The 24,724-nt window shown below is 35.6% G+C and carries 25 protein-coding genes; 14 read left to right on the plus strand and 11 right to left on the minus strand.

Annotated features, from left to right (window positions below):
• Positions 1 to 57: 57 nt before the first annotated feature.
• The 3 genes from DDF69_RS20525 to DDF69_RS20535 form a co-directional block, all read right to left on the minus strand.
• Positions 58 to 1,500, minus strand: a complete 1,443-nt coding sequence (locus DDF69_RS20525; RefSeq protein ID WP_114822420.1) for a LuxR C-terminal-related transcriptional regulator — start codon at positions 1,498 to 1,500, stop codon at positions 58 to 60.
• 67 nt (positions 1,501 to 1,567) lie between these two features.
• A complete protein-coding gene (locus tag DDF69_RS20530) occupies positions 1,568 to 2,008 on the minus strand; it encodes a hypothetical protein (protein WP_114822421.1) in 441 nt (146 codons plus the stop codon).
• Positions 2,009 to 2,224: 216 nt separating this feature from the next.
• Positions 2,225 to 2,485 (minus strand): hypothetical protein, encoded by a 261-nt coding sequence (locus tag DDF69_RS20535; protein ID WP_114822422.1) that lies wholly within the window; start codon positions 2,483 to 2,485, stop codon positions 2,225 to 2,227.
• Positions 2,486 to 2,990: 505 nt separating this feature from the next.
• Between DDF69_RS20535 and DDF69_RS20540 the strand changes: the two genes are divergently transcribed.
• On the plus strand, positions 2,991 to 3,329 hold the full coding sequence (locus DDF69_RS20540; RefSeq protein WP_114822423.1) for a helix-turn-helix domain-containing protein: 339 nt from the start codon (positions 2,991 to 2,993) through the stop codon (positions 3,327 to 3,329).
• A gap of 290 nt (positions 3,330 to 3,619) precedes the next feature.
• On the opposite strand, the gene DDF69_RS20545 is transcribed toward DDF69_RS20540, so the two are convergent.
• From DDF69_RS20545 to DDF69_RS20560, 4 genes are all read right to left on the minus strand, one after another.
• Entirely contained in the window at positions 3,620 to 5,191 is a 1,572-nt protein-coding gene (locus DDF69_RS20545) for a M28 family peptidase (RefSeq protein WP_114822424.1), read from the minus strand.
• A 189-nt stretch (positions 5,192 to 5,380) separates the two neighbouring features.
• Entirely contained in the window at positions 5,381 to 6,529 is a 1,149-nt protein-coding gene (locus tag DDF69_RS20550) for a carboxypeptidase-like regulatory domain-containing protein (RefSeq protein ID WP_114822425.1), read from the minus strand.
• A gap of 206 nt (positions 6,530 to 6,735) precedes the next feature.
• On the minus strand, positions 6,736 to 6,912 hold the full coding sequence (locus tag DDF69_RS20555; protein WP_002978882.1) for a histone H1: 177 nt from the start codon (positions 6,910 to 6,912) through the stop codon (positions 6,736 to 6,738).
• Between the two features lie 306 nt (positions 6,913 to 7,218).
• On the minus strand, positions 7,219 to 8,634 hold the full coding sequence (locus DDF69_RS20560; protein WP_114822426.1) for a PLP-dependent aminotransferase family protein: 1,416 nt from the start codon (positions 8,632 to 8,634) through the stop codon (positions 7,219 to 7,221).
• A 115-nt stretch (positions 8,635 to 8,749) separates the two neighbouring features.
• Between DDF69_RS20560 and DDF69_RS20565 the strand changes: the two genes are divergently transcribed.
• The 3 genes from DDF69_RS20565 (at position 8,750) to DDF69_RS20575 (ending at position 11,652) form a co-directional block, all read left to right on the plus strand.
• Positions 8,750 to 9,265: a hypothetical protein gene (locus DDF69_RS20565; RefSeq protein WP_114822427.1), complete on the plus strand. Its 516-nt coding sequence runs from the start codon at positions 8,750 to 8,752 to the stop codon at positions 9,263 to 9,265.
• A gap of 178 nt (positions 9,266 to 9,443) precedes the next feature.
• Positions 9,444 to 10,358, plus strand: a complete 915-nt coding sequence (locus DDF69_RS20570) for a helix-turn-helix domain-containing protein (protein WP_114822428.1) — start codon at positions 9,444 to 9,446, stop codon at positions 10,356 to 10,358.
• 88 nt (positions 10,359 to 10,446) lie between these two features.
• The gene (locus DDF69_RS20575; RefSeq protein WP_114822429.1) at positions 10,447 to 11,652 is read left to right on the plus strand and encodes an MFS transporter; all 1,206 of its coding nucleotides are present in this window, start codon (positions 10,447 to 10,449) and stop codon (positions 11,650 to 11,652) included.
• A gap of 12 nt (positions 11,653 to 11,664) precedes the next feature.
• Here DDF69_RS20575 and DDF69_RS22550 read toward each other — a convergent pair whose 3' ends face one another.
• Positions 11,665 to 11,856, minus strand: a complete 192-nt coding sequence (locus tag DDF69_RS22550) for a DUF488 family protein (RefSeq protein WP_114822430.1) — start codon at positions 11,854 to 11,856, stop codon at positions 11,665 to 11,667.
• 226 nt (positions 11,857 to 12,082) lie between these two features.
• Between DDF69_RS22550 and DDF69_RS20585 the strand changes: the two genes are divergently transcribed.
• Positions 12,083 to 12,559 (plus strand): MarR family winged helix-turn-helix transcriptional regulator, encoded by a 477-nt coding sequence (locus DDF69_RS20585; RefSeq protein ID WP_114822431.1) that lies wholly within the window; start codon positions 12,083 to 12,085, stop codon positions 12,557 to 12,559.
• Positions 12,556 to 13,398: a universal stress protein gene (locus DDF69_RS20590; protein ID WP_114822432.1), complete on the plus strand. Its 843-nt coding sequence runs from the start codon at positions 12,556 to 12,558 to the stop codon at positions 13,396 to 13,398. The genes DDF69_RS20585 and DDF69_RS20590 overlap by 4 nt, the downstream gene beginning before the upstream one ends.
• A 210-nt stretch (positions 13,399 to 13,608) precedes the next feature.
• Here the strand turns inward: DDF69_RS20590 and DDF69_RS20595 are convergent, their stop codons facing one another.
• Positions 13,609 to 14,205 carry a Crp/Fnr family transcriptional regulator gene (locus DDF69_RS20595; RefSeq protein ID WP_114822433.1) on the minus strand — a complete coding sequence of 199 codons (597 nt, stop codon included), beginning with the start codon at positions 14,203 to 14,205 and terminating at the stop codon, positions 13,609 to 13,611.
• 113 nt (positions 14,206 to 14,318) lie between these two features.
• On the minus strand, positions 14,319 to 14,675 hold the full coding sequence (locus tag DDF69_RS20600; RefSeq protein WP_114822434.1) for a winged helix-turn-helix transcriptional regulator: 357 nt from the start codon (positions 14,673 to 14,675) through the stop codon (positions 14,319 to 14,321).
• A 117-nt stretch (positions 14,676 to 14,792) separates the two neighbouring features.
• Here DDF69_RS20600 and DDF69_RS20605 point away from each other — a divergent pair, with 117 nt between their 5' ends.
• A complete protein-coding gene (locus tag DDF69_RS20605; protein WP_114822435.1) occupies positions 14,793 to 15,395 on the plus strand; it encodes an FMN-dependent NADH-azoreductase in 603 nt (200 codons plus the stop codon).
• Positions 15,396 to 15,555: 160 nt separating this feature from the next.
• On the plus strand, positions 15,556 to 15,972 hold the full coding sequence (locus DDF69_RS20610; RefSeq protein WP_114822436.1) for a RidA family protein: 417 nt from the start codon (positions 15,556 to 15,558) through the stop codon (positions 15,970 to 15,972).
• On the opposite strand, the gene DDF69_RS20615 is transcribed toward DDF69_RS20610, so the two are convergent.
• The gene (locus tag DDF69_RS20615; protein ID WP_114822437.1) at positions 15,969 to 17,285 is read right to left on the minus strand and encodes a M20 family metallopeptidase; all 1,317 of its coding nucleotides are present in this window, start codon (positions 17,283 to 17,285) and stop codon (positions 15,969 to 15,971) included. The two genes, DDF69_RS20610 and DDF69_RS20615, sit on opposite strands and share 4 nt — an antisense overlap.
• Before the next feature lie 468 nt (positions 17,286 to 17,753).
• Here DDF69_RS20615 and DDF69_RS20620 point away from each other — a divergent pair, with 468 nt between their 5' ends.
• From DDF69_RS20620 to DDF69_RS20640, 6 genes are all read left to right on the plus strand, one after another.
• Entirely contained in the window at positions 17,754 to 18,200 is a 447-nt protein-coding gene (locus DDF69_RS20620) for a hypothetical protein (RefSeq protein WP_114822438.1), read from the plus strand.
• Positions 18,197 to 20,272, plus strand: a complete 2,076-nt coding sequence (locus DDF69_RS20625) for a GMC oxidoreductase (protein WP_114822439.1) — start codon at positions 18,197 to 18,199, stop codon at positions 20,270 to 20,272. The genes DDF69_RS20620 and DDF69_RS20625 overlap by 4 nt, the downstream gene beginning before the upstream one ends.
• 4 nt (positions 20,273 to 20,276) lie before the next feature.
• Entirely contained in the window at positions 20,277 to 21,731 is a 1,455-nt protein-coding gene (locus DDF69_RS20630; RefSeq protein WP_114822440.1) for a ferritin-like domain-containing protein, read from the plus strand.
• Between the two features lie 18 nt (positions 21,732 to 21,749).
• On the plus strand, positions 21,750 to 23,276 hold the full coding sequence (locus DDF69_RS20635) for a peroxidase, FMP-type (RefSeq protein ID WP_114822441.1): 1,527 nt from the start codon (positions 21,750 to 21,752) through the stop codon (positions 23,274 to 23,276).
• Between the two features lie 99 nt (positions 23,277 to 23,375).
• Entirely contained in the window at positions 23,376 to 23,810 is a 435-nt protein-coding gene (locus tag DDF69_RS22355; protein ID WP_228411903.1) for a hypothetical protein, read from the plus strand.
• Positions 23,807 to 24,676 (plus strand): IS3 family transposase, encoded by an 870-nt coding sequence (locus DDF69_RS20640; RefSeq protein ID WP_228411904.1) that lies wholly within the window; start codon positions 23,807 to 23,809, stop codon positions 24,674 to 24,676. The genes DDF69_RS22355 and DDF69_RS20640 overlap by 4 nt, the downstream gene beginning before the upstream one ends.
• The last annotated feature ends 48 nt before the right edge of the window (positions 24,677 to 24,724 follow it).

Below are 24,724 nucleotides of genomic sequence, written 5' to 3' on the forward strand. Positions count from 1 at the left end.
CCGTAATATTTTAAATTTTAAAAAGCATGTATGCTTATCTCATTTTGATTTCTCAGTCTATTCATCAGATAAATTTTTAAAGAACAGATACAGATCAACATCTGAAGAAATATTTATTTTTTTTCTCAGTCTGTGCTTTTTATTCTGAACAGAACGGTGTTCCACAAAAGTATATTGTGCAATCTCTTTTGATGAAAACCCCAACCATATCATTGCACAAAAAGTTAAATCAGATTTTGACAAATTAGAGTTGATGGTAAGCAATTCCCTAACAAAGTCCGGATAGACTTCCTGAAATTTATTGAGAAAATTAGGATCATTTTTTTTAGCAAGATCGATTATAAAATCACAAGAGTGATTGAGCTTTTCCTTTAACACATCTGTTTCCAATTCCTTCTGCTTTATAATATTTTTATTCTTTTGATAATGGCTATAAACAAAGAATAAAACTACAATAAGACAAAATACTACAATATTATAGACTAAAAATATAGTCTTCTTTGAAATATTTTCTGATTCTTTTTCTTTTATAATTTCATCAATTGATGTGTTTACACTTTCGTTGGAGACCCGGTTCAAACTATCTTTTAGTTTAGTATACTTTTCAAGATATTCTTTTTCTTCCGCTTCATCATTTAACACCCCGTAAGTACTTGAAATTTTTTTATAAAGCTGAGGAATATTATACACTCTCCCGGTTTTTTCCAGAATGGCAACAGATTTTTTATAATACAGTAACGCTTTTTCATGTTCTTTGTTTTTATTAAGAAAATTACCATAATAGTAATAGGTCTGCCCTCTTTGAATATTCCAGTAATTCATTTTATGCAATAACGTTAAGGCATTATTCAAATAACAGGAAGAAGAATCCGTATTTTTTTCATAGACCATATAATAATCTGCTATTAATGAATTGATTACAGGACTTGATTTTATTTTCAATGCTTTATGCAAATAAATAAGTGACGAGTCATCCTGTTTAATATTATGCAGAAAATCTGCCCTGTTTGCATAAATGCCAGATAATATTTCCTTTTCTTTCTGGCCGGAAATCATCTTAGCATAATAAATAGCCTGAGCATTATATTTCAGCGCTTTTATGTATAAACCAATAACATAATTCACTTGTCCATATTCCTGGTAAAGTTTTGCAGATAAATAAGCATTCTTAATTTTTTTGATTTTTTTCTCAGCTTTCTGTAAATAATAAAAAGAATTTTTATAGTCACCTATGGTTGCATACATATTGGCAATATTGATATAACCTAAAATCTCCCCTTTCAGATAATTCTGATTTTTTGAAATAGTAATATATTTTTGATTTAAAACAATTAACTCATTTTTTTGTCCTCTTATTCTGAGATTTTCTGATTTAGTGATTAATGCATTATCTATTTGTCCTGGAGTATAATTTTGTGAAAATAAGACAGTGAAAACAGACAGACAGGCAAATACCAGCATTAAAAATTGGAATATTCTTTTTATAGTCGCTCTGATCATATTGGATATTCAAATATGGTTTTGTCAATACTATATTGAATTGATACGGAGATATTTCCCCTTATTATTATTTTATTTTATGAAAAATTATTTTTTTTGAATTGGCTTTGGGAATAATAATAAGGGTGTTGGGAATAGTCATAAAACCGTGTGGAGCACCCTCAAGCACTTTATAAGAATACACAATATTCTGTTCATTTTCCTGAAGACTTACAGGGGTGATTTTCACTTCCAGATTGGTTCTGGGATAAATGAGAGCAAGAACATTTTCGTTTGAAAAATCAATAGGGGTTGGTTTTCCATTAGCACCCATTGTTGTTGCAGTTCCAAAAAGCTGATCAAACTCGTCCTGTGAAGTAATTATTTTTTCAGTAAAATCTTTATTATCAAATGTTTTTTTAACAAAATATTTCCTTGCCGGTATATATGGAATATCTTTTTGAGGGTTATTTACAGCACACGAAGAAATCAGTAGAGTACCTAGTAAAATTATAATTATATTTTTCATTGTTTATGTATGTTTAAAAGTCATACTAATGACTTATCAAAACTCCTTAACAATCAATCGGACTGTGCAGTACAAGCAGCAGAACCATCGAAATGAATTCAGAGTTCTAATTTTTCATTAGAAGAGATATTAATAAAGGTAAAACTGGTAGTTTCGAAATTTCCATCACTCAGGCTTGTCTATACTTTAACATCAAGAAAAAGCAACCTGAAGAAGCTACATTCTTGATCTGACCGGAGGAGCAATATCAGCGTTAGTAACAAGAACAAAAGATCCCTGTTCCGCAGAAGCATACTTTTCTGTTTTAAGCCGGGCCTCCGTAATTTCTGATACCATACAAATGTCCGTTATAGCTGGTTGTGTAGGATTTCCTGCTATATCCAGAGTAATTTTAGTGCTGATAGTATTAATCCCGACCTGGGAATAGATCCCGATAGAATATAACACTAACAAGGTTAATACAATTTTTTTTTCCATACTGCTTTTTGTTTCGCCGTAAAAGTATAAAATAAGGCTTGCGATGTATTAAATAATACATACATCACACATACATCAAAATGAAACACACATGGTTTCAAGTAAATACTCCCCACATTAGTTTAAAAAGCAATTACCCTGTATTAATGGTAGATTTTTTAAGTTTTTTACTATTGAAAAAAAAGCTGTATAAATGATGTATCTAAAATTTTGCAGCATATAGAACAGAAAGTATACTTTTACAGGAAAACACAAACATAATATACTTTTTATTAGCTTAAAAAAACAGTTGATATCAAGACCAGATACTAGAGCCATAAGCAGCATTAAAGAATAAAGCTATTGTAAAGTCCGAAAGCAGTTTACTTTATTATTTTCATAAATTGAAAGCATTCTTATGATTGGTTGAGACGCCTCTTTAGTTAGTTTATGAACTCTGGTATTTATTGGTCTTCAGATACAACTCCAAAATGACTATAAATTGATAAAATCAACATCATTACAAATGGATCATTATAAACAATCTCCCTCAATGACGCCTGATTACAAAAAAATTTACAGTGATCTTGTCGATCTGAAATATCCTGAGAAAAAACATGCGTGTGCAAAAATTTTAGCGAAGAAAAATCTGTCGTCGTTCGATGTGATAGAAATTAATAAAATAATATTTAGTTATAGCCAAAACCTTAAGGCTAATCAGTCACACCGCTCTTACAATAAAGAAACGATTTATAAAATTCTTGAATATCAAAAAAAGAATTATCTTAATAATACGCAGCTTGCGCTGCATTTTAAGTTGAGTCGCAATACCGTTGCAAAATGGAAAAGTTTATTCAATATTTAATCAACTCACGTTCTCTATAGATTTATTATGAAATTCATTCCTGATTAAAATAATATACTTTTTATTATCCTATTTAAAATATATAATTCATATTAAGAATACTTAATCTATCCCTTGCTTACCTTGGTTTAGATTCCCGCAACATCTTATGTTGTAGAAAATTCATAATAAAAAATGCCATCATTGGCTAAAACATTAATTATTACATATATGTTATTAGCCAATAACGGCAAAGATGAATATGATATCAGAATATCATATCATTTTTTTATTGCTTCGAATAGAGAAAACTATTTATAATCTTTAGAGCTTCTTCTAGGCTCTTTTACTTCCGGCCATTTTACAGTCTCTCCTTTTTCATCCTGAGGCATTACTCTTTTTTCACGGTTGCTGAATTCAGGATCTTCGGATGCCATATAAGCTAATGCGGCAGTTAAAATCACATTATTTTTAACCTCATCAAAAACGATCTTGTCATAAGTATCTTTCGTTGTATGCCAGGTATATCCAAAATAGCCCCAGTTCAGAGAACCTAAAGAAATTCCCGGTACTCCTGCTGCCACGAACGAAGCGTGATCAGAACCTCCTCCGCCAGGCATTCCCGGAAAGTCAGTTTTAATATGCCCTCGTACTGCTTTTGGAACGCCATCAAGCCATCTTCCTACGTAATCATAAGCCTTTACAAATCCCTGCCCGCTGATATTGACAACGCGCCCTGTTCCGTTATCCTGATTAAAGGCAGCCTGTACACCTTTAATAATCTGAGGATTATCGGCTACAAAACCTCTTGAGCCGTTTAATCCCTGCTCCTCACTTCCCCATAGTCCGATAACGATAGTTCTCTTGTTATTAGGATAATACTTTTTCAGAATTCTCATGGTTTCCAGCATGGTAATTGTTCCGGTCCCATTATCTGTAGCTCCCTGAGCTCCATCCCATGAGTCAAGATGAGCCGAAAGAATCACATATTCATCAGGCTTTTCCTTTCCTTTGATCATTCCGATTGTATTAAAACTTTTGGCTTCAGGAAGCACTTTTGACTGAGCATCAATTTTGATTTTAGGCTGAGTTCCTTTTTCTGCCATTCTGTAAAGCATTCCATAGTCTTCCACATCGATATCGATCATTGGAATTTTGGTTGTTTTCGCTCCAAATATTCTGTTAGCTCCCATAATACCGGTCCAGTTTGAAATGGCAATACCTGCCGCTCCGGCCTTTTCCAACGCTTCCGGAAGCGTGTTATTGTCATATCCGATGTTCTTTATATACGCTGCAAAATCTTTGGTCGCCTGATCTTTTTCAGCTTTCAGCTTCTCATACAATTCAGGAGTGGCAAATTCTTTAATCTGCTCATCAGAACGTCCTATCTTCTGATACTGTGCCATCAATACAATTTTCCCTTTCACAGAAGGAAGCCATTGATCAAATTCAGCTTTCGAAGACACTTTTGGAAGAATAATCACTTCTGCCTCAATTGCTTTTTTAGTAGCCGGACTCCATGCCAGTTGTGTTGCAGAAAGAGATTTTATGCGCGGGTACGTCATATCAACATGCGTGGTTCCTCTTTGCCATCCTTTCCATGTTCCGAATTGTTGAAGATTGGCATCTACTCCCCAGGAACGAAGTTTATTGGCACTCCATTCGTTTGCAGCCAGCATTTCGGGAGTTCCTACAAGGCGCGGCCCGATCCCATCCAACAGTTCGGAAGCCAGATTTTCCAGCTGGGAATTATTATTTACTTCATCTACAAAACTTTTTACGATAGGGTTAAGCCTTTCTTTTGGGTCAACCTTTACCTGAGCCCATGAAAACTGAGCAGCCAGCATTACTGCAGGCACTGCAAAAAATCTATTTATCCTCATACTATTTATTGATTGGTTTAAAGATAAAAGAAATTAGGGAGATACTGAAAAATTAAGCCTAAAAAAGAGGCTTTTCAATTATATAATCAATGTTTTCATCCAAAAGAAATAATAAAATTCCGAAAACAGCTATAATTAATAAAAAAAGACCATCAATATGATAGTCTTGTAGCCTTTAGAAATGACACTTTATTTTTCATTGAGAAACGCCTGTTCTTCTTTGGAGAGCAGTGTTGTCCCGGCTTTCTCTTCTTTTACAGGAACATTATTCCAGATACTGATATTAAAATCAACCTTCGGATAAAGTCCTTTCTTATCGGTTTTGGTAAAAGTAGTATAGATAATTTCACGGCTGAATTTCCTTACATGGGTCTCATCTTTATAAAAAACGGTAAAACCGTCTCCTTCCAACTTCGTTAATGCAGGTACATAGAGACCGTCTTTCTTATAAAAATCAAAAATCAGTGCGGCATCCCCAAGTTTGTACTGAAATTCTCTTCCATCTGTTGTCATTTTCTTCATGGCAGGAAAATCTGTCTGATAATAATGCGTTTCAAAATAAGTAATCACTTTGTCTGCTTTATTATATTTAAATTCTCCTTTCATCTGAATTCCCCTTCCCGACTCTATTTTAAAGGTAATCAACTGTTCATCACCTTCCTCAAAAATCAACCTTCCGTTATATTTACAATCCTTCATTCTTAAATGCTGGAGTGTTCTGTAAAGTTCATAATTCAGGAAGAGGTTTCCAAGATATTCATGAGAAAACTCGTTGGTTTTTCCCGTGAAAATACTGTCAGTATTTACTTTTTTCAGATATTTAACGTTATTCAGCTGCATCTGGAGGATTTCATCATAGTTTTTACGTAAACCATCTTTAAAATTATATTGGTTATTTTTACTCCAAAACTTAGCTTCTGCAATGACCAGAAAGTAGAGTTTATCGTTATCAAAACCTTTTTCCTTGTATACAACGTCATAAAGAGAAGGATCATCATAATATTTTTTATGATAATTTTTATTGATGTCTTCAAATATTTTTTTGATGTCTACATCGATGATTTTGATCTCACCAATATCTTTATAAACAGGTTTAAGTTTTACCTGAAAGTTGAATACGGATATTTTCTGTTTTTGAAAACCCGAAGCAGAGACTTCAAAATTGACAGCATCTGAGTTTACTGGAGCAAAACCATCTTCATTGGTGTAAATGATCTGATCCTGCAGGATAATTCGTGCATTGGGAATAGGGTTTCCATTTTGGGAATCCACTACTCTTAATTTCTGTGCGGAAAAAAAACCGAAAAAGAAAATGAACAGAAGATAAAAGGACTTCATGGCTGTGTGTTGTATTAGTTTTAATTAATAGCACAAATATAGACCTGGAAGCACTTAGAAGAACAGAAGTTTAATATACTTTAATAGTATTTAACATTAAATATTTAATTTTAGCAAAATCCATTTTAAAACTTGGAACATTTAATATTAAAATATCTTTTATTAAGGCATAAAAAAACCGGCTTCAAAAGCCGGCTAAAGGTGAATTATTTCTTAGCTTCTTCTACAGAAACTTTTCTGAATTCTTTGAACAATTTGCTTAGTTCTAAAGCTGCTTTACGAGCTCTTGTACCAGCTGCTTTGTTTCCTTTTTCCGCTTGTTGGTTTGCCTCAGTTGTGAACGCTTCAAATTCTGCGTTGATTTTTTCAATTAGTTCTTTCATTTATTTAAAAATTTAGGCTGCAAATATAGGTTTTATGGTGATTCCAGCCTAATTGTGTCGAAAAAAAATAGTTGATTTAATCATTTTTTCTGAGTCTTTCTTAAATTCAATTTAATTTTTAAAATAAAATCAAATTATTATAGAAAATCAGCCACGTATCTGGGGTTTATGTGCAGAAGTAATCAATTTTTAAATAAACCACTCAGAATCAATAAGAATCAAAAAAAACAGCAAACAAGCTTCTCTTAAAAAAGCTTATTGAAAAGCCATTTGATTTATTTATCCTACTTACTTATTTTTAATGGTTCAAAACTGCAGTTCTTTTGCTTTCCTGCCTGCATTTTTTAACAAAATAATGCTTTCAGAGGTAATTCTTTCGGCAAAAATAATCCTGAAATGAGACTGGTAGTTATCATTGAACGAAAAGGTATGTCCGGGAGTAAACAAAATCTGATGTTCTTCACAATACTGATAAAATCTTTTCATATCCGTATTCTCTGGAAGCTGCCCCCAAATACTGTAACCTCCTCGCGGTCTGTGAAAATAAGAACCTTCAGGAAAGGATTTTCTTACAATATCCACTATCTGAACAGCCTGCTGACTGAGTTTTTTCCGGAATACACGAAGGTGTCTTTCATAACTGCTTCCCTGCAGCAGTTTCAGAACCAGTTCCTGGTAAATGGGAGAAACTGTGCGCCCTAACGCAAATCGTACTCTCTCGGATTTTGCATAAAAATTTCCGGCATATAGCCAGCCTAAACGAATCCCTGGAGCCAATGTCTTTGAAAATGACGAATACATCATCACGATACCTTTTTTATCAAAGCTCTTTATACTCTTGGGTCTTTCGTCTTCAAAATAAAGATCGGAATACATATCATTCTCAATAATACAGAACTGATGAGTTTCTGCAATACTCAGAATTTCTTTTTTTGCTCCATCATTCATTACAACACCTGTGGGATTATGAAAATTGGGAGTCGTTACGAGAGCACTGATCTTATTTTCCTTGCAGATCTTTTGAAAATATTCAGTATCAAAGCCTGTTTTATAATGTACAGGAACCTCAATAACCTTGAGCTCCAGATGAGCAAGCACTTCCAATACTGAAAATACACATGGACTCTCAACTGCCACTACATCTCCTGCTTTTGTAACCGATTTCAAAGCAATTGTAAGGGCCTGCAGAGCACCATCAGTGATAATTATTTCGTCCGGATTTAAGATGCAGCCATAAGCTCCCATTTGTTTTGCAATATGTTTTCTTAATAGCTCCAGTCCGTTTGAAGGATAATACCTGAGCAGTGATGCTCCTTTCTCACGAATGACTTCCTGCATTGTTCTGAGAATTAGCTTTTGCGGAATGAGAAGATCTCCCGGCGCTGCACTATTGAAAGAACTGAATTCTGAAGTTCTTTTGGAAGTAAGCATGATATTTTTTGTAAATGCCTTATCCCTTACTACAGCCGGAAACTTGGTTTTTATTTCCGGAATATTCTCCTCCTGAATTCCTGTGACAAAATAGCCAGACCGCGGATAACTTCTGATCAACCCTTTGATTATAAGGTATTCAAATCCACTTTGTACGGAACTTGTACTCAGTTTGTATTTTTCTTTGATATCACGAACGGAAGGAAGTCTTTCATTTTCCTGTAAAACTCCACTGTAGATCTGCTTCTCTATTTCATCCGTAAAAATTTCGTACTTATAAGGTTTCATCATAACACAACACTGTACTGAACAAATTTACAAAAATACCTTTCTGTACCGATTATATTTTAGCGAACTGTATCCTTTTTGAATGGATTAATCTTATAATTTTGAATAAAAAAATTTCATGGATATCATTTCAAAATTTACAGTGGGTTCTGAAGAGGGAATTTCTGATCTTATAACCATTATCGATTCTTCCGTTTATACCTTGCATAAAGAGTTTGTAAGTGAGGAAGACATCAAAAAATATATTCAGCACGAAATAGATCCGAGAAAGATGATCAACGATCTGAATGATCTCTCCAACCAGCTGATTATGACCTATGCTGATCAAAAGCCAATCGGATACAGCATTATAAAAAGCGGTTCTTTACACCCGGGAATCCCTGAAGGGAAAAGAGCTACAGAAATCAGCTTTGTAATTCTTTCAGAGTTTGATTCTCCGGAAGCAAGACAGTCTCTTTGGAAAAAATGCAGATCAGCAGTAAGCTTTACGGATATTATATGGATCAATATATTGGATCATGATCTGCTTTCAGGCTTTTTAAAAGAATCTGGTTTTATAGCTGTAGAAAGCTCAAAGACTGGCCCTTTTCAACTGCCATCGCATATTTTGGAAATGGAAATTAATAAAAGTTAATTTAATTATTTTCGCCCGCAGATTTCACAGATGTGCACAGATAGTTTATAATAAATGGTTAGTTACCTTAGTATTGATAATATTGAGCAAAGCTATGATTACTATTTCTATTATCTCATTTAAAATTATTTTAAGCAAGCAATAGTTTCCCTATCTTTGATTTTTATAATTTTTACCTATGAGTGATCAGCTGGAAACGATAGAAGATTATTACAGACGCATCCGTAAAGATCAGATTAAAATATTTGATTCTGAGAATTTTGAAACCGGAAAATCCCATTTCAATATTTCCATGAGGAGATATTGTAGCTTCAAAAGTCCTTACAACCGTCGTGATTATTATAAAATAAGCTTTATCATTGGAAAAGGAACTATTCATTATGGTGCGCATCAACTGTATATAGATGGTCCTGCTTTATTTTTCCCTTCTCCCAGTATCCCGTATTCATGGGAGTGCGAAAGTGATGTACAGGAAGGATATTTCTGTTTGTTTAATCAGGAGTTTTTTAACGGAAATTCAGAATTTAACCTGTTTAAAAAAACTTCGATGTTCAAGGAATGGAGCAAGCCGGTTATTTTCCTGACGGAAGAACAAGCCCAGCTGGCTACTCTTTATTTCGACCAGATTTACCGTATGAATAACTCTTCATATCCTTTCCGTTGCAGCAGCATCAAAAGCAATCTTGCTTCTGTAATGCACCTGGCATTGGAAAACCGCGTGGAAGACATCAATCCCCATGAGCTTCCTGCAAATGTACGTTTATACAAATTATTCGATGAATTGCTCAACAAACAGTTTCCTTTGGACTCTCCTGCTTATCCGCTGGCCTTAAAAACACCTTCTGATTTTGCCGAGCATCTGAATGTTCATGTCAATCATTTGAATTCTTCTGTGAAATCTGTAACGAACCTTACTACAACACAGATTATTAAAGAAAAGATGTTTGAAGAATCCAAAAACCTGTTGAAGTATACCAATTGGGATATTGCCCAGATAGGATATACTTTAGGGTTTGACCAGCCTGCTCATTTTAATAATTTCTTTAAAAAGCATGCTCAGACTTCACCCTTAAAATTCAAGAACCTATCCTAATATTTGATTTTTGTAATTTTTACTTTGTCTTTTAAAATCCGGTTTTGTATTTCTTGACTTATTTTTGCAATGTAAAAAATGAATGAATATGTTGAGAGAAGCATCTGAGCAACGAATCAGATTAATTACCATTATGGCTTTCGTGTCTATCCCGCTTTCCGGGTTTGTCACGGATATTTATTTACCATCGTTCCCTTCTATGGCCAAAGAAATGATGGTTTCGGAAAAGGATATTCAGATTACCCTGACTTCATATCTGTTGAGCTACGGAATTTCCCAATTGTTTGTAGGAGGGATTCTGGATAGCATTGGTCGATACCGTCCCAAATTAATAGCATTATTCCTGCTGATTCTGACCAGCATTTTAATTACGATGACCAACAGTATTTTACTGATCTGTCTGCTTCGTATTCTTCAGGGAGCTGCGGTTTCAGTACTTGTTGTAGCAACGCGTGCTATTTTTGTGGATATTTACGATGCGGAAAGGGTAAAGCATTATTTGAGTTATTTTACCATTGTCTGGTCTTGTGGTCCTATTTTAGCGCCTTTCCTTGGAGGATATCTTGAGAAAATTTTCAACTGGCATGCAAATTTCTACTTCCTGGCAGCTTATGCGGGATTTCTGTTTCTTTTTGAATGGTTTTTTAGTGGAGAAAGTCTTCCCCAGAAAAAGAAGCTGGATCTTTCAGAAAATATAAGCCTTTACAAAATGATGCTTAAGAACAGGATTTTTATGCTGGGTATTTTCATTTTGGGGCTGAGCTACTCTATCGTAATGCTATTTAATATTACCGGACCGTTTATTATTGAAAACACTTTTCATTTTACGCCTGTAGTGATTGGATACTGTACGTTAATCTTAGGATTTTCGTGGATGATTGGAGGTTTTATAGGAAAACGCAGGCTGACTCTGGATTTTAAACCAAGAATATTGCAGCCTATCCTTCTTCAGCTGATTCTGATTGGAGGGTTGATCACTACCAGCTATTTTGCAGAAAGTCTTTTCATTATGATTCCATTTGCCTTTTTTATTCATATCTGTTCCGGAATTTTATTTACCTCTTTTTTTACAACAAGTATGCTTTACTTTCCGAAAAACGCAGGGACTGCCGGTGGGCTGATGGGAGGATTGGTATATGTGATCACTTCTGTAACAAGTTTTATCATCTCAGTAAGTGGAACTGTAACGGATCAAAAAGGTCTTTCCTGGCGCTATCTGATCATTGCTTGTTTCCTTTTGGGGATCATTCTTATTATGCATCAGGCCGTTAAAAAAGAAAAAGCAGAGAATTAATCTCTGCTTTTTTTATATCTGTTGTAGGCTTTCAAGGTATTTTTTCAAAATAATCGCATGACAATGCTCATCGTATTTAGCAGCATATAACAAGGTAATTCTTTCATGTTGTTTTAGGAAATCATTCCCAAGATTACTTTCATGAAGTTCCTTTCTATATTTTTCTGAGAATTCTTTCCAAAAAGCAAATCGCAATAAAGCCATCGTCTTAATCCTGTTGACGGAGCAAGATTTTTAAATTAATACCTTTTACTTCTACATTTAAGAGTGCAAAACCTGTTCCTGTAGATTTACTTTTCCTTTATTTCCAATGTAATATTTCACAATTAATTAGTTTCAATTAAAACTAATTTTTCGTATATTTGTTAGGGTAAGTCATGCTAAAAATCCTTTGACCATGCGCTTTAGCCTTCTATATCATTATAAAAGTATGCCCGTAAAACAGAATAACATATCGGAACTTGCTCTGGAGCTTGGCCTTGCAATGAGTGAAATGAAAAGCCGTCTTCGGCAGAAAATTCAGACTATTGTTAATGAATATGATCCGGATTTGTCTTTTGAGCTGATTGAAATCCTGGGATTGCTTTCACGAAATAGCGGCATCAACCAGCAGGAAATAGGAAATAAGGTAAGCAAAGACAAGTCTAGCATTACCTATCTCATCAACAGTCTTGTAAAACGAGATCTTGTTGAACGGATCGCGGATAAAAACGACCGGAGAAATAAGCAGATCTTTTTGACCCCGAAAGGTAAACAAATTGTAGAAACTGTTTATCCCTGGGCATTGGATCTTTATAAAAAAGCAGCTGATGACATTCATGAAGAAGAGATCATTAAAGCATTGCTTCTGGTAAAAAAAATGACAGCCAACCTGGAAGAATCAGGACCAAAACATATTGCACTATGAGAACCATCCTTGTACCTGTTGATTTTACATCAACTACAGAAAATGCAGTAAGAATTGCTGCAGATTGGGCAAAAGCCTACGAATATCAAAATATTATCCTACTCAAAACAGCAGGAGAATCTGAATTTGATTATCTGCATATCGCAGAAGGCCATTCGTTTGTGAACGAAGAAAGTGTCAATAATCTATTGCAAAGGACAGAATTGTTATTCGATCAGCTAAGCAGTATTATCACGGAAAAGTCACCTGAAGTTAAAGTTTCCAGAGTTTTAAGTGATTGGACTCTTACCAGAAGTATTAATGAACTTTTAAAAAACCAGCCGTCTGTAGAACTGATTATTCTGGGAAGCGATGATCAGACTTCTTCCACTGAGAGTTTTGTTTCTGAGAATATTATAAGCATTGCCAGAACAAGTCCTGTAAAAACCCTGATTGTACCTCACAGCTATCATTACACTCCTGTTAAGAATATATTTATTCCTTGTGATATCAAGGGTATTAAAAGATTGGAAAGACTGTTTCATCACAAATCTGTTATTCATAAACAAGATGTTCGTCTTTCATTTTTAAATATCAATACCCGCGAAAAAGAGGACGAGAACCAAAAAAAGGAACTGGAAGATTATATCCGCGAACACTTAACGGAAATTCCGAGCAGTATTCATTATTCTCATGATGAGAATATTATCAAGGGCATCCTGAACTTTGCTGTATCAGATCAGGCAGACCTTATTATAGCGCTACCCGGTAAGCACAGCTTTTTGTATTATCTGGCAAGCAGAAGTATTTCCGAAGGAATTTACCAGAACACCTCTCAGCCTGTTTTAATTTTAAAATAGAAATAGTTTTATATCGACAGTATTTAAAAAATAAACCATTAAGAATGAACTTAAGAAATAAAGTATAGTTAAGATAAATCATTCTGATTTTTAAGCTTTAAGCGCAGATTATCTTAATATTCTAAACCTCTTAATGCAATCTTACTATTTCAAAAAAATAAAAGTTTAAACAGCTTCCTAATAAGAAACCTTAAAATGAATTTCTGAAAGCTAATAATAAATTTTAGTGCTTTCAATTTTAACCATTTTCTGCTCTTCCATTTTCTTGACATATCGGATCACCGTCTCTACCCGAAGACCGGTTAAGGTTGCTATTTGCTGTCTGGTGTAAGGCACCAGGAATGAATAGGGCTCTTCAAATCCGAAATATTTTTTAATATGATCAAAAAGTTTCATGAGCTTTACAATAGGATCTGAAATAGCCAGAAAGCTGGAAATCATAAATCTGAAATGCATTCTGTCCGCCATGTATTTATTAATCTCAAGCATTAATTCAGGTTTTTCCAGCAGTATTTCGAGAATTTTGTTTTTGGAAATTTTAATAATTTCACAGTGGGTAACGGCAATAGCGTTAATGGCATAATGATGATCGGTAAATAAATAGCTTTCACCAATGCAATGTCCATCAAAGGGAAATCCATGAACAAACTCTTTTCCATCTTCCAGAAAAGTATTGAGTTTCACAGTGCCATGTCTGATCTGGAAATAGTATTTTGCTGCGGTACCTTCCAGAAAAACAACATCCCCTGCTTCATAATTTTCCAGAGTAGCTTCGTGAGAAAATAATAAATCTTCGCTTATGATCATCTTGTTATTATTAATTTGAGTAAAAATACTTAAAGTGCAGGCAATGCTACAACTTATCAAATACCACAAAAACGCAGTATTTTTAATTTCGACACCACTCTTCTATCCACTTATCAGGCTGTAATTTTCTTTTTATGTTTTGCGCCCCAATCTGCCAGTGCTGCAATCACATCTTTCAATGACTCGCTGTATTCTGTGGGAACATATTCTACCAACACCGGCTTCTGGTCTGTGACAACGGTTCTTTCAACCAAATGATTAACCTCCAGTTTTTTCAATTCACTGGATAATACTCTTGCTGAAATGCCACTGATGGTTCTTTGGAGTTCATTGAAGCGTGTATGACCCCCCAAAATGGCAATCATCACCCGGATGGTCCATCTGCCACCCAAGACATACAAGGCATCCTCTGTGGCAGATAGATGAGTACTGCATTGCGGTCTGGAATACACTATTTTTTCTTCTTCCATAGTCTCTGTTTTCTCTTGTTACTAACCAAAATGTTATTACTAACCTTTTGGTAACTACTATCTTTTTATTAGTAAATATAAATAATTTTGAAACATCAATTTTAAAAAAAATAAAAAATGAAACGAGTACTTCATATCACTTCAAGTCCAAGAAGAGAATCGTCAGTCAGCAAGAAACTGGGAAATGCTGTAGTAGAAAAAATTACGGACAAATATCCGGACCGTATTTTAAAAAAACGTGATTTAACCAATCCTCTTTTTCCGCATTTGGAAGAAGCGCACATCAATGCATTTTTTACTCCAGCTGAAAACCGTACTTCTGAACAGTTGGAAACAATAAAACTTTCAGATACCGTAATTAATGAATTGCAGGAGGCTGACATTATCATTATTGAAGCTCCTCTTTACAACTTCAGTATCACGTCCACATTGAAATCATGGCTTGATCATATCGCCAGAGCAGGAAAAACATTCAGCTATAGCGAAAATGGTCCCGAAGGATTGGTAAAAAATAAGAAAGTATATCTTGCCTTTTCCAGTGGCGGAGTGTATTCTGAAGGAGAAAGACAAGCTTATGACTTTGTAGTTCCTTACTTAAAACAAACTCTTGGTTTTATGGGAATGACAGATATTTCTGTTGTGCGAGCAGAAGGACTTTCTGTTCCGGTTATCCAGGATACGGCATTGCAAAAAGGCATTGAAAGTATTGTTGTAGAGTAAAAAATTAAAAAAATGCTGTTCCTGTGAACAGCATTTTTTATATCAGAATCTAATGATAAACGCAAGCCATATTTACAGAATTAAAAAAATATTTTTCTCAACATATGTAAAGACTTTTTATATTTTTTTCGCTCATTTTTACTCTATTAAATGACAGATTATGGACAATAATAAACAACCCGGACTGATTAATCCTATAGAACTATTCAACCCCAGCCCTTATGGTTTTTCTCACAGCATTTCTGTGGAATCTCCATCCAGGATGTGTTTTATCTCGGGACAGAGTGGCGGCGTAGGTGAACATCATGTACTGGCAAATGACTTCAAAACTCAGGTTCAGGATGCTTTGAAAAATTTACAAATCGTTTTACAGAACCATTCAATGACATTTGAAAATATCGTTAAAATCACCTTACTTATTGTTGACCACAACCAGGAAAAACTTGAAATATGGGCAGAAGAAGCGAAAAAAGTATGGAAAAGTTCATACTTGCCTACCAGTACCCTTATTCCGGTAAATCAGTTGGCTTTACCTGGAATGTTGTTCGAGATTGATGCCATTGCGGTGAAAAATTAATTTCTGTTAAGACGTTCAACGATTAAGGATGAAAAACTTTTAACTCCCGTTCTGATACTTTCTTCATCCACCTGAAAATTGGGAGAATGATTCATGGCGATCACATCTTTTTCAAAATTGGAACCACCCAGGAAGAAGTACACTCCAGGGATTTTTTCTTGAAAATAAGAAAAGTCATCATTAAAAAACGGAACCTGGCCATAATCCGGAGCAATTGCATTTTTACCATACAGATTCTGAAGTATTTCTGTTGCTGAACGGGTCAACCTTTCATCATTGATGATCGTTGGATTTTCCTGAACAAATGAAACGGAAAGAAACTGGTCTTTATACCCGTTGTCTTCAATCACTTTTTGAATTGTAGGAATTATTTTTTCCAAATGAGAAACATTTGTCTCATACAGATACGTTTCAAGAAAAGACTCGTTGTTTTTGGAATACATGTTGAATTTTCCGTCAGTGAACAGATAGTCTTTGAAAATAGTATCAGGATTTGTCAGTCCGATTTTAGGATCTACGATAGATTGTAATTCCCAGGGTTTGCCTCCGTGAGAAGTCCGGAATAATGAATTGCTGATCTTTTTTCCCAAGCTGTTAAGTTCATCTTCTGATAATCCGTTTTTTAGCTGAATTCTTATCTTTTTCTGATAAGCAAACATTTCATTGGACTTTACCATAATTTGCCCGACGGGTGTAGCTGTCACATGCAATCCGTAGATTTCATCGGGATTTATTCTGGAAAGTAATCCATTATGAAGCATTTCTTTTGCTCCTTTGAAGGTTTCCTCTTCAGGCTGGAATACAAAATAGACTGTCCCTTTTAATGATTGTTTATTTTTTGCAAGAACCTCTGCAATTCCTAATCCAATCGCCATATGAATATCATGGCCGCAACCATGTTGAACTCCTTTTATTTTTGATTTGAAAGTTTCGGGATCGGGATAATCATTCGGAAGGGCATCCATATCTGATCTCCAGGCAATCTTTTTCCCTTTTTTGCCACCCTTCAGAATCCCTACAACACTATGTCCGTAACTCTCTGTTTGAACTTCTATTCCAAGATCCAACAGATACTTCTTAATTTTTTCCTGTGTTCGCTTCTCCTTCCCTGACAGCTCCGGGTTTTCATGAAAATCCCGTCTGATATTCACCAATTTATTGAATATCTTATCTGTTTCCTTTTGAATAGACTGATGAATTGTTTGTTCATTCAAATTTTTGGAAGGAATAGCTTTTTCTTTTTTGTTATTAAATCCTTGTGCAGGCAAAATAGAGGAAGCAGAGCATAATAAAGTTAAGATAAGTCGTTTCATGGTCAGTGATAATTGGGTTTATTGTTGCAAGTTATTGGGCTAAAAGTCATTTATAAAGATTAGACATTTGCCGTTTCGCTTTCGTTACATTCTGATCATCAAATTATTATTATTTTTTAAAGTATTGACTTTTCCGACATTAAAATCTAATTCTCTATTCAATACCACATTATTTAAAATAATTCTAAACTATGTGAAAATAAAACCTCTTGAAACGCCCTAATATAAAGGATTTTTTACAAAAAATTAAAATTGCATAAACACAAATTACGTAGAAATACTGAATCTCATCTGCTGAGTTCTGATTAATTTCGGATAAACAAAATTGATAACTATGGATCGCTTGAAATACATTCAATCATTTCTAAAAAAGAGGTGTTATCTGAAGAATCCGGCAACTATAGATCGATCGGCATGATAACCTCCCCTTAAAAGGAGTTGAAGATATCTAACCCAAATTTTTACGAAATGAATATTATTAACAAAATTCTCAACGTCGACGATTATTATTTCGACGTGTTTATGTCTATCTCGGAAGCGCTTGCCGGATTTACGGTCAACGAACTGCAGTCCACAGGTCTGGCAGAAACCTACTACACCTATGTTTTAAAAAGCCTTGAAGCCGCCACTTTCGTAGAATTCCTTACCGTTTCTAAAAATATTCTTGAAAATTCTTCCGGTGAAGAGGAATTAAAAAAGGCTATTCAATCTGAAATTATCGGTAACCCGGGAATGAATGACATTGCCGGAAAAATAATCACCATGTGGTATTTGGGAACCTGGGAAGGAGCCTATATCAATGATCTTTCTTACAAGGAAGGTCTTGTATGGAATCTGATGAACTCTCATCCTCCGGGGGCCAAACAGCCGGGATATAAATCATGGAATATTAAACCTGTAAACAGCAAGTCATGAGCCATACTCCTAACAAAAAAGATGTGATCATCGTAGGAACGGGGATCGCAGGATCATTGATCGCAAAGCTATTGTCTGATCATGTGTTTGATGTAACCAAAGGAAAAATGATTCATCGTGCCGATGCGGGGAAAACGGATAATATCAAGGAAATATCAATCCTGATGTATGAGGCAGGCCTGAAAGCTGGTATTGAACTGGATTCCGTGTCCTCAATGACCACTTACAATGAATATATCCGTACTTTTTACAGAGAGGAAGCCAAAGTTCCCAACTCTCCTTATCCGAACTTAAAGCAGGCTCCTTCTCCCAACGTTCTGGATATGGAACACATTGTTCAGCCGTATCCGGATAAAAAAGGTTATCTGGTGCAATTTGGGCCCATGCCCTTTGCAAGTGATGCCATAAGAGTAGGCGGAGGAACAACTCTTCACTGGCTGGGAACTACTCCAAGAATGCTTCCCAACGATTTTAAACTTACAGAAAAATACGGCATCACCATTCCAAAACCAAATTCTGATGAAAAAACACCCGTGAACTGGCCGATAAGTTATGAAGACTTAAGGCCTTATTATGAAATGGCGGAATTCGAAATCGGAGTTTCCGGAGATGTTTCAAGGCAGGAATATCCAATTACCGAGAAAACGGCAGAATATTATGGAAACTATGTATTCCCAATGGAAGAAATCCCTCAGAGTTATATGGATCATAAGATTATTGATGGGCTTAAAGGAACAAGTGTAAAGCTAAGTTCCGGAGAAATACCATTGATGATGGTGCCCTCTCCACAGGGAAGAAATTCCATCCCCAATCCGAAATATGGAAAAACAAAAATTATTAAAGCAGAACCTAAAGATTCTGGATATCAACTGGTTTTAGACAGCTCCGAAAAAGAAGAATACAAAGCTCTTGGTTCTGTGTGGAATCCTTACATGGGTGAGCGCTGTGAAGGAAATGCCTCCTGTGTTCCAATCTGCCCCGTTCAGGCGAAGTACAATGCTTTAAAAACATTGAAAAAAGCTTTATACAAACTTAATGATAATGAAAACCTTACGCGTAATCCATACATGCAGATTCAGGCACAGAGTGTTGTTTACAGATTAAGTATAGATCAAAATGATAATCATAAAATTTCAAAAGTCCATCTGAGAAGATATACCTCAAAAGAAAAAACTGATTTTGTTGAAGAATCTATTGATACTTCGGATGCCATCGTTATTCTGGCGGCCAATGCTTTTGAAAATCCAAAAATTTTATTGAATTCCAAATATACAACTCCGGATGGTGTAAAGACTGCAGCCAACAGCAGTGATCAGGTAGGAAGAAATCTTATGGACCATATGGTGATGCTTACGTGGGGACTTTTCCCTGAACCGGTTTATCCTTACAGGGGTCCTGGTTCTACCACAAACATTTCGTCTTTCCGCGACGGAAATTTCAGAGGTGAATTTTCAGCATGGATCTCTCCACTCGACAACTGGGGATGGGGATGGCCTGCATTCTCTCCAGGCTCTGATGTAGCCTACTTCATCAAAGATAAACGTTTTGGAACAGAATTAAGAAAACTCCTCACTGACAGACTTTCAAAGCAGGTATTATTCCATTTTGAGATTGAACAACTTCCGAATCCAAATAACAGAGTAACCATTAATGATGAGTATCTGGATGTCCTTGGAATTCCGCGGCCTGTCATTCATTATGAACTGACAGAGTATGAAATGAAAGCGATGGAGCAGGCAAAAAAAGCTTCGGATCAAATGTTTAAAAGATTAAACATTAAGGATTTCACAAAGTATACTGTGGAAGACAAAAATTCTGTGATGTACAACGGAGAAAGATATTCTTATAACGGAGCTGGCCACATCGTAGGTACTCACAGAATGGGTGCTACAGCAGAAGATTCAGTAACCAACAGCTATTGTAAAGCCTGGGATCACCCGAATTTATATGTGGTAGGCGCTGGAAATATGACTACTCTGGGAACTTCAAATCCTACTTTAACCTTATCAGCATTCACGATCCGTTCGGTAGAATCTATTCTTGCTGATCTTGAAATTCAACTAAAAAAATAACAACATGAGACAAAGACTTATCAATAAAACTGTTCAACCACAGGAAACGTTATTAACAGCAGGCAGAATGGCAGCGAGAAATGCCGTTGTTACTGAAAGTGTTTCACTACCTTCTTTATTATTTGATTCCACACTTAGCAAAGAAGACTGGATAGAAGGGTTAAAACATCACAGTAAAACTTTAACGAATCTCCTGCTTAATGATCAGATCAAAGATTTTGATACTTATCTGGAATCTGAGTTTGGCTCTGGAGTTTCAGAATTTAAAAAGGGGATAACAGAAATTGATTATAAACCGGTTCTACAAGACCTATTGCAGACGGCCATTCTTATTGAACATTCTACAATTCCTCCCTACCTTACGGCTTTGTACTCAATCAAGGATGGAACTAATGCGCTGGCTTCACAAATTATAAGAAGTGTGGCTGTAGAAGAAATGCTCCACCTGATTATGGTTTGTAATGTTCTGAATGCTATCGACATTCAGCCTTCTGTCAACAAACAGGAAAACTACCCTACTTATCCCATGAAATTACCGATGAACGTTGATTTCTATGTAGGGTTGGAAACATTTTCAAGCAACAGCATTGCCACATTTATAGCCATTGAAAGTCCAAGCCAACCTTTGGTAAAAGCTCCGAAATATGATCACGAAGCTAACACTTCTGCATTATATTCCCAAAGAACGGCAGTGCTGGAAAACAACTTCTGGACGCTTGAAAATATGAAAGCTTTCATCATGGAAAACGTACATACCATTGGTGAATACTATGATGTATTGTTCTTCTATATTGTTGTTTTCCAAATCATTGCTTATTACAAAGAGCATGGAAAACTTCCGAAGACTTTTGAAGAATTAAATACAGGTGGGATTTTTACAGGAGATTCAAAAAAACAGATCCGTCCTGAACAATATTATGGAAGTGGAGGAAAATTACATTCTGTAGAGGCTTTGGCCGGAGTAATTGCTGTTTTCCAGGAAATCAAAGGGCAAGGTGAAGGTGCTGATGATTCTATTTTTGATGTTGACCCGTCCCAGTTTGAAGAAGGGGTTGAACTGGCACATTATTTCAGATTCAAAGAAGTTTTTCACGAGCATTTCTATCTGGGAGGCAACTATGAGCCTTTCATGGATGAAAACGGAATGATGCCTGTAACGACACCACCTACAGGAAAAGATCTTCCTGTAGACTGGAATGCAGCCTATCCCATGAAACCTAATCCGAAAATGGCAGACTACCAAGAAAACGAAGCATTACATACACAGGCTGTTGAGTTCAATAAAACCTACAGACGTTTATTAGATGCCATACAAAGCGCTGTGGAAGGAAATCACAGAGAACTGGAAAAATCCATAATGTATATGTATGCTTTGAAAGAGCAGGCTGTTAATCTGATGAAACAACCATTGGATGCCCAAACCAATGCAGGTCCAACTTTCGAATACATTAATTTATAACCATAAAAACGATATATCATGCTTAAAAGAAAAAAAGAAAGTCCGGAAGCAGGAGGGGAACAGTTATTCCGCAAAATGCCGGGTCAGAAGGAAGTTAATCTGGCTGAAGTAATGGACGGATATTCAAAACTTCTTATTGATGATCCGGTGAGACCGTTCAGAGAAGACAACCTGCAGGCCATTGAAAACAATGTTGATTATGGAGTTCTGGCTGCACTGGATGGCACCTGGGTAAGCTATAATGTCAATTACAATAAAGATATTCCAAAATCATCATTAGCAAGCGGAGTACATACTACGATCATGCCTTCACCCGGAACCAATCCGGGGACGATACCTGGAAAATTCGCTTTTACCAGTGAAGAATATATTGAGAAACTGACATTTTCCATAGTTCCCGGAGGAGTACGTAACCGTGGTGGTGCCAGTGAACTTTTCTGCGGAGCAGTTAAATACGAACAAAGCATTAAAAGTGTAAATGCTATACCAGAACAGGAGGCCCTGAAATATACACCTATCCACGAAGAAAACGGAATGTACCTATGGCTGAGTGATGTCTATAACCATGCAGCTACAAAAGAATCTATTGAAAGAGACCGTGGTATTCATGCCATTTCAACAGAGGATGCTAAATACGGATATACCGGCGAGTATAGAGATGAGCCTTTGCTAAGGATAACACCGGACGGAGAAGCCAATCCTCAATATGTTCTTCAAAGCCAGCTACAGCCGGGACAGCCTTATTATGAAATTATTCCGGCACAGGAAATAAAGCCGGGAGCAGGGCTTGATGGTCCTTATTTTATCCCTGACTACTCTATCTCAAGAAGCGGTGTTATTCCTCATGGAAGTACCATTACTTTGCTTGGAGATATCATTCCTCAAAATAAAGATAAAAAAACGTACTATTTAATTGAAGGTTCTCCCCAGTTTCCTTACGGTAAAGAGGCATGGGAAACCAATCATCTTTCCATTTCACGTACCATGGGTAATGCAGGAGTAACTCCTCAGGAAATCATTGATCTTGATCAACCAGCACCAGAGTGGGTTCATCAAACTCTAGACGACAAGAATGATGAGGGTTCAAACAAAATTTATACCCAGAGAATACTGGCTGATGATTTGTATCCTTACTCTGTACGCCCTGATTTGAGATTAAGAGATACATTAAGAGGTCAACACGTCAGCAATCATGTTCATGTGAGAATGTCTTCCAAAATGAAAACCGGAGCGCAGGGAGGTGTTTTGAATGTCCCGTTTGTCAACCGTTTTGTTCCGACTGTTGAAGTGGATATGGATATGTGGATAGAAACAGTACTTGAGGATGGAAAAGAGATTCTCCAGCTTCAATATGAGCAAATCGTATTCTTTGAATTTGATTTCGGGAACGATGGAGGAACTACAAGCTGGCCTCACATCCAGGTCAACACTCTTCGTAAGATCCAGGATATTCCTGAGAACCAGAGAAAGATTATTGAAGAACAATTCTTTAGTACTGACGGACATTCCGGTACAGTTTCTGCCTGTCCTTATCATAAAGGATAGACTGGCATAATTATCATAAAAAAGGAGGCAGTAATTTGCCTCTTTTTTTATGTTCTTTATGTCTCGTCCTGAAATAGCGATACACAAAAAAGAATCGTTATGGAAGAAACATTAAGATCCACGTACATTAAACGCACACAGAAGGATTACAGTTTAAGTTTAAAACTTCAAATCGTGAAAGAAGTTGAATGTGGAGCATCCACTATTACTAGTTGTCGTAAGAAATATGGTATTCAATCTCATGGTACTATTTTAAATTGGCTGAGAAAATATGGTAACTTTGATTGGGAAAACCAAAGACCTTATGCCATGGAAAAAACACCTGAACAACGTATTATGGAATTAGAAGCCCAGGTAAGGCTTCTTGAAAAGCAAAAGGCTTTTTTAGAAAAGCAGGCTTATATTGCAGATAAGAAGTCCATATTTTTTGATATGATGATTGATCTGGCTGAGAAAGAATATCACATTGATATTCGAAAAAACTCACCACCCGAACAATCGATTACTTCCGCAGTAAAGAAAAAGAAACTTTGATTTTTACTTGTGGATTGTTAGGGTTAAATAGACAAATCTATTATAGAAGTATCAAGCGTACGAAAGTTTGTAAAGATAAAGCTTCAGAGGTAGTAAAGCTGGTAGAGAATCTTCGTGTTAAGATGCCCCGGTTAGGAGGCAGGAAATTATATTTTATTTTACAGAGATCCTTAAGCTCCATTAAGGTAGGGAGAGATAAATTCTTTGCCATCTTAAAAGCTAATCATTTATTGATTGAACCTCGCAAAAGCTATCACATTACAACCAACTCTCATCATCGTTTTAGAAAGCATAAGAACCTGCTCCTTGACTATCAGATAACAAAGCCCAACCAGGTATGGGTTGCAGATATTACTTATATAGGGAACCGAAAAAATCCAAGCTATTTAAGTTTAATAACTGATGCGTATTCTAAGAAAATAATGGGACACTTTGTTGCAGACAATTTAAATACACAGAGTAGTATTATAGCTTTAAAAAGAGCTCTAAAGAAGTATAAAGGTATGAGAGAATCTTTAATCCATCATTCCGATCGTGGTTTACAATACTGCTCGAATGAGTATCAAAGACTTTTACAGAAACATCAATTAAAATGTAGTATGACACAAAACTCTGATCCTTATCAAAATGCAGTAGCAGAGAGAATAAATGGTATTTTAAAGCATGAGTTTGATATTGATAAACATGATATAAACAACAATTTAAGGAAAAAGATAGTAAATGAATCTATCGAAATCTACAATAATTTACGCCCACATTTTTCAAATCATTATCTAACTCCAAACCAAATGCATAAACAGTCACAAATTAAAATGAAAACCTATAAAAACAAAAACCAAAGCAATAGTAAAATTACTCTGGTTTAATTATTTATTTTTGTACTATAATCTGTATCAGATTTTCAGGACTAGTCA

Source organism: Chryseobacterium sp. KLBC 52 (genome assembly GCF_003347605.1).
Classification (GTDB): Bacteria; Bacteroidota; Bacteroidia; order Flavobacteriales; family Weeksellaceae; genus Chryseobacterium.

Bases quoted from the DNA above. Each gene is read 5' to 3' on its own strand.
- DDF69_RS20525 (WP_114822420.1), bottom strand. From the start codon at position 1,500: ATGATCAGAGCGACTATAAAAAGAATATTCCAATTTTTAATGCTGGTA.
- DDF69_RS20530 (WP_114822421.1), bottom strand. From the start codon at position 2,008: ATGAAAAATATAATTATAATTTTACTAGGTACTCTACTGATTTCTTCG.
- DDF69_RS20535 (WP_114822422.1), bottom strand. From the start codon at position 2,485: ATGGAAAAAAAAATTGTATTAACCTTGTTAGTGTTATATTCTATCGGG.
- DDF69_RS20540 (WP_114822423.1), top strand. From the start codon at position 2,991: ATGGATCATTATAAACAATCTCCCTCAATGACGCCTGATTACAAAAAA.
- DDF69_RS20545 (WP_114822424.1), bottom strand. From the start codon at position 5,191: ATGAGGATAAATAGATTTTTTGCAGTGCCTGCAGTAATGCTGGCTGCT.
- DDF69_RS20550 (WP_114822425.1), bottom strand. From the start codon at position 6,529: ATGAAGTCCTTTTATCTTCTGTTCATTTTCTTTTTCGGTTTTTTTTCC.
- DDF69_RS20555 (WP_002978882.1), bottom strand. From the start codon at position 6,912: ATGAAAGAACTAATTGAAAAAATCAACGCAGAATTTGAAGCGTTCACA.
- DDF69_RS20560 (WP_114822426.1), bottom strand. From the start codon at position 8,634: ATGATGAAACCTTATAAGTACGAAATTTTTACGGATGAAATAGAGAAG.
- DDF69_RS20565 (WP_114822427.1), top strand. From the start codon at position 8,750: ATGGATATCATTTCAAAATTTACAGTGGGTTCTGAAGAGGGAATTTCT.
- DDF69_RS20570 (WP_114822428.1), top strand. From the start codon at position 9,444: ATGAGTGATCAGCTGGAAACGATAGAAGATTATTACAGACGCATCCGT.
- DDF69_RS20575 (WP_114822429.1), top strand. From the start codon at position 10,447: ATGTTGAGAGAAGCATCTGAGCAACGAATCAGATTAATTACCATTATG.
- DDF69_RS22550 (WP_114822430.1), bottom strand. From the start codon at position 11,856: ATGGCTTTATTGCGATTTGCTTTTTGGAAAGAATTCTCAGAAAAATAT.
- DDF69_RS20585 (WP_114822431.1), top strand. From the start codon at position 12,083: ATGCCCGTAAAACAGAATAACATATCGGAACTTGCTCTGGAGCTTGGC.
- DDF69_RS20590 (WP_114822432.1), top strand. From the start codon at position 12,556: ATGAGAACCATCCTTGTACCTGTTGATTTTACATCAACTACAGAAAAT.
- DDF69_RS20595 (WP_114822433.1), bottom strand. From the start codon at position 14,205: ATGATCATAAGCGAAGATTTATTATTTTCTCACGAAGCTACTCTGGAA.
- DDF69_RS20600 (WP_114822434.1), bottom strand. From the start codon at position 14,675: ATGGAAGAAGAAAAAATAGTGTATTCCAGACCGCAATGCAGTACTCAT.
- DDF69_RS20605 (WP_114822435.1), top strand. From the start codon at position 14,793: ATGAAACGAGTACTTCATATCACTTCAAGTCCAAGAAGAGAATCGTCA.
- DDF69_RS20610 (WP_114822436.1), top strand. From the start codon at position 15,556: ATGGACAATAATAAACAACCCGGACTGATTAATCCTATAGAACTATTC.
- DDF69_RS20615 (WP_114822437.1), bottom strand. From the start codon at position 17,285: ATGAAACGACTTATCTTAACTTTATTATGCTCTGCTTCCTCTATTTTG.
- DDF69_RS20620 (WP_114822438.1), top strand. From the start codon at position 17,754: ATGAATATTATTAACAAAATTCTCAACGTCGACGATTATTATTTCGAC.
- DDF69_RS20625 (WP_114822439.1), top strand. From the start codon at position 18,197: ATGAGCCATACTCCTAACAAAAAAGATGTGATCATCGTAGGAACGGGG.
- DDF69_RS20630 (WP_114822440.1), top strand. From the start codon at position 20,277: ATGAGACAAAGACTTATCAATAAAACTGTTCAACCACAGGAAACGTTA.
- DDF69_RS20635 (WP_114822441.1), top strand. From the start codon at position 21,750: ATGCTTAAAAGAAAAAAAGAAAGTCCGGAAGCAGGAGGGGAACAGTTA.
- DDF69_RS22355 (WP_228411903.1), top strand. From the start codon at position 23,376: ATGGAAGAAACATTAAGATCCACGTACATTAAACGCACACAGAAGGAT.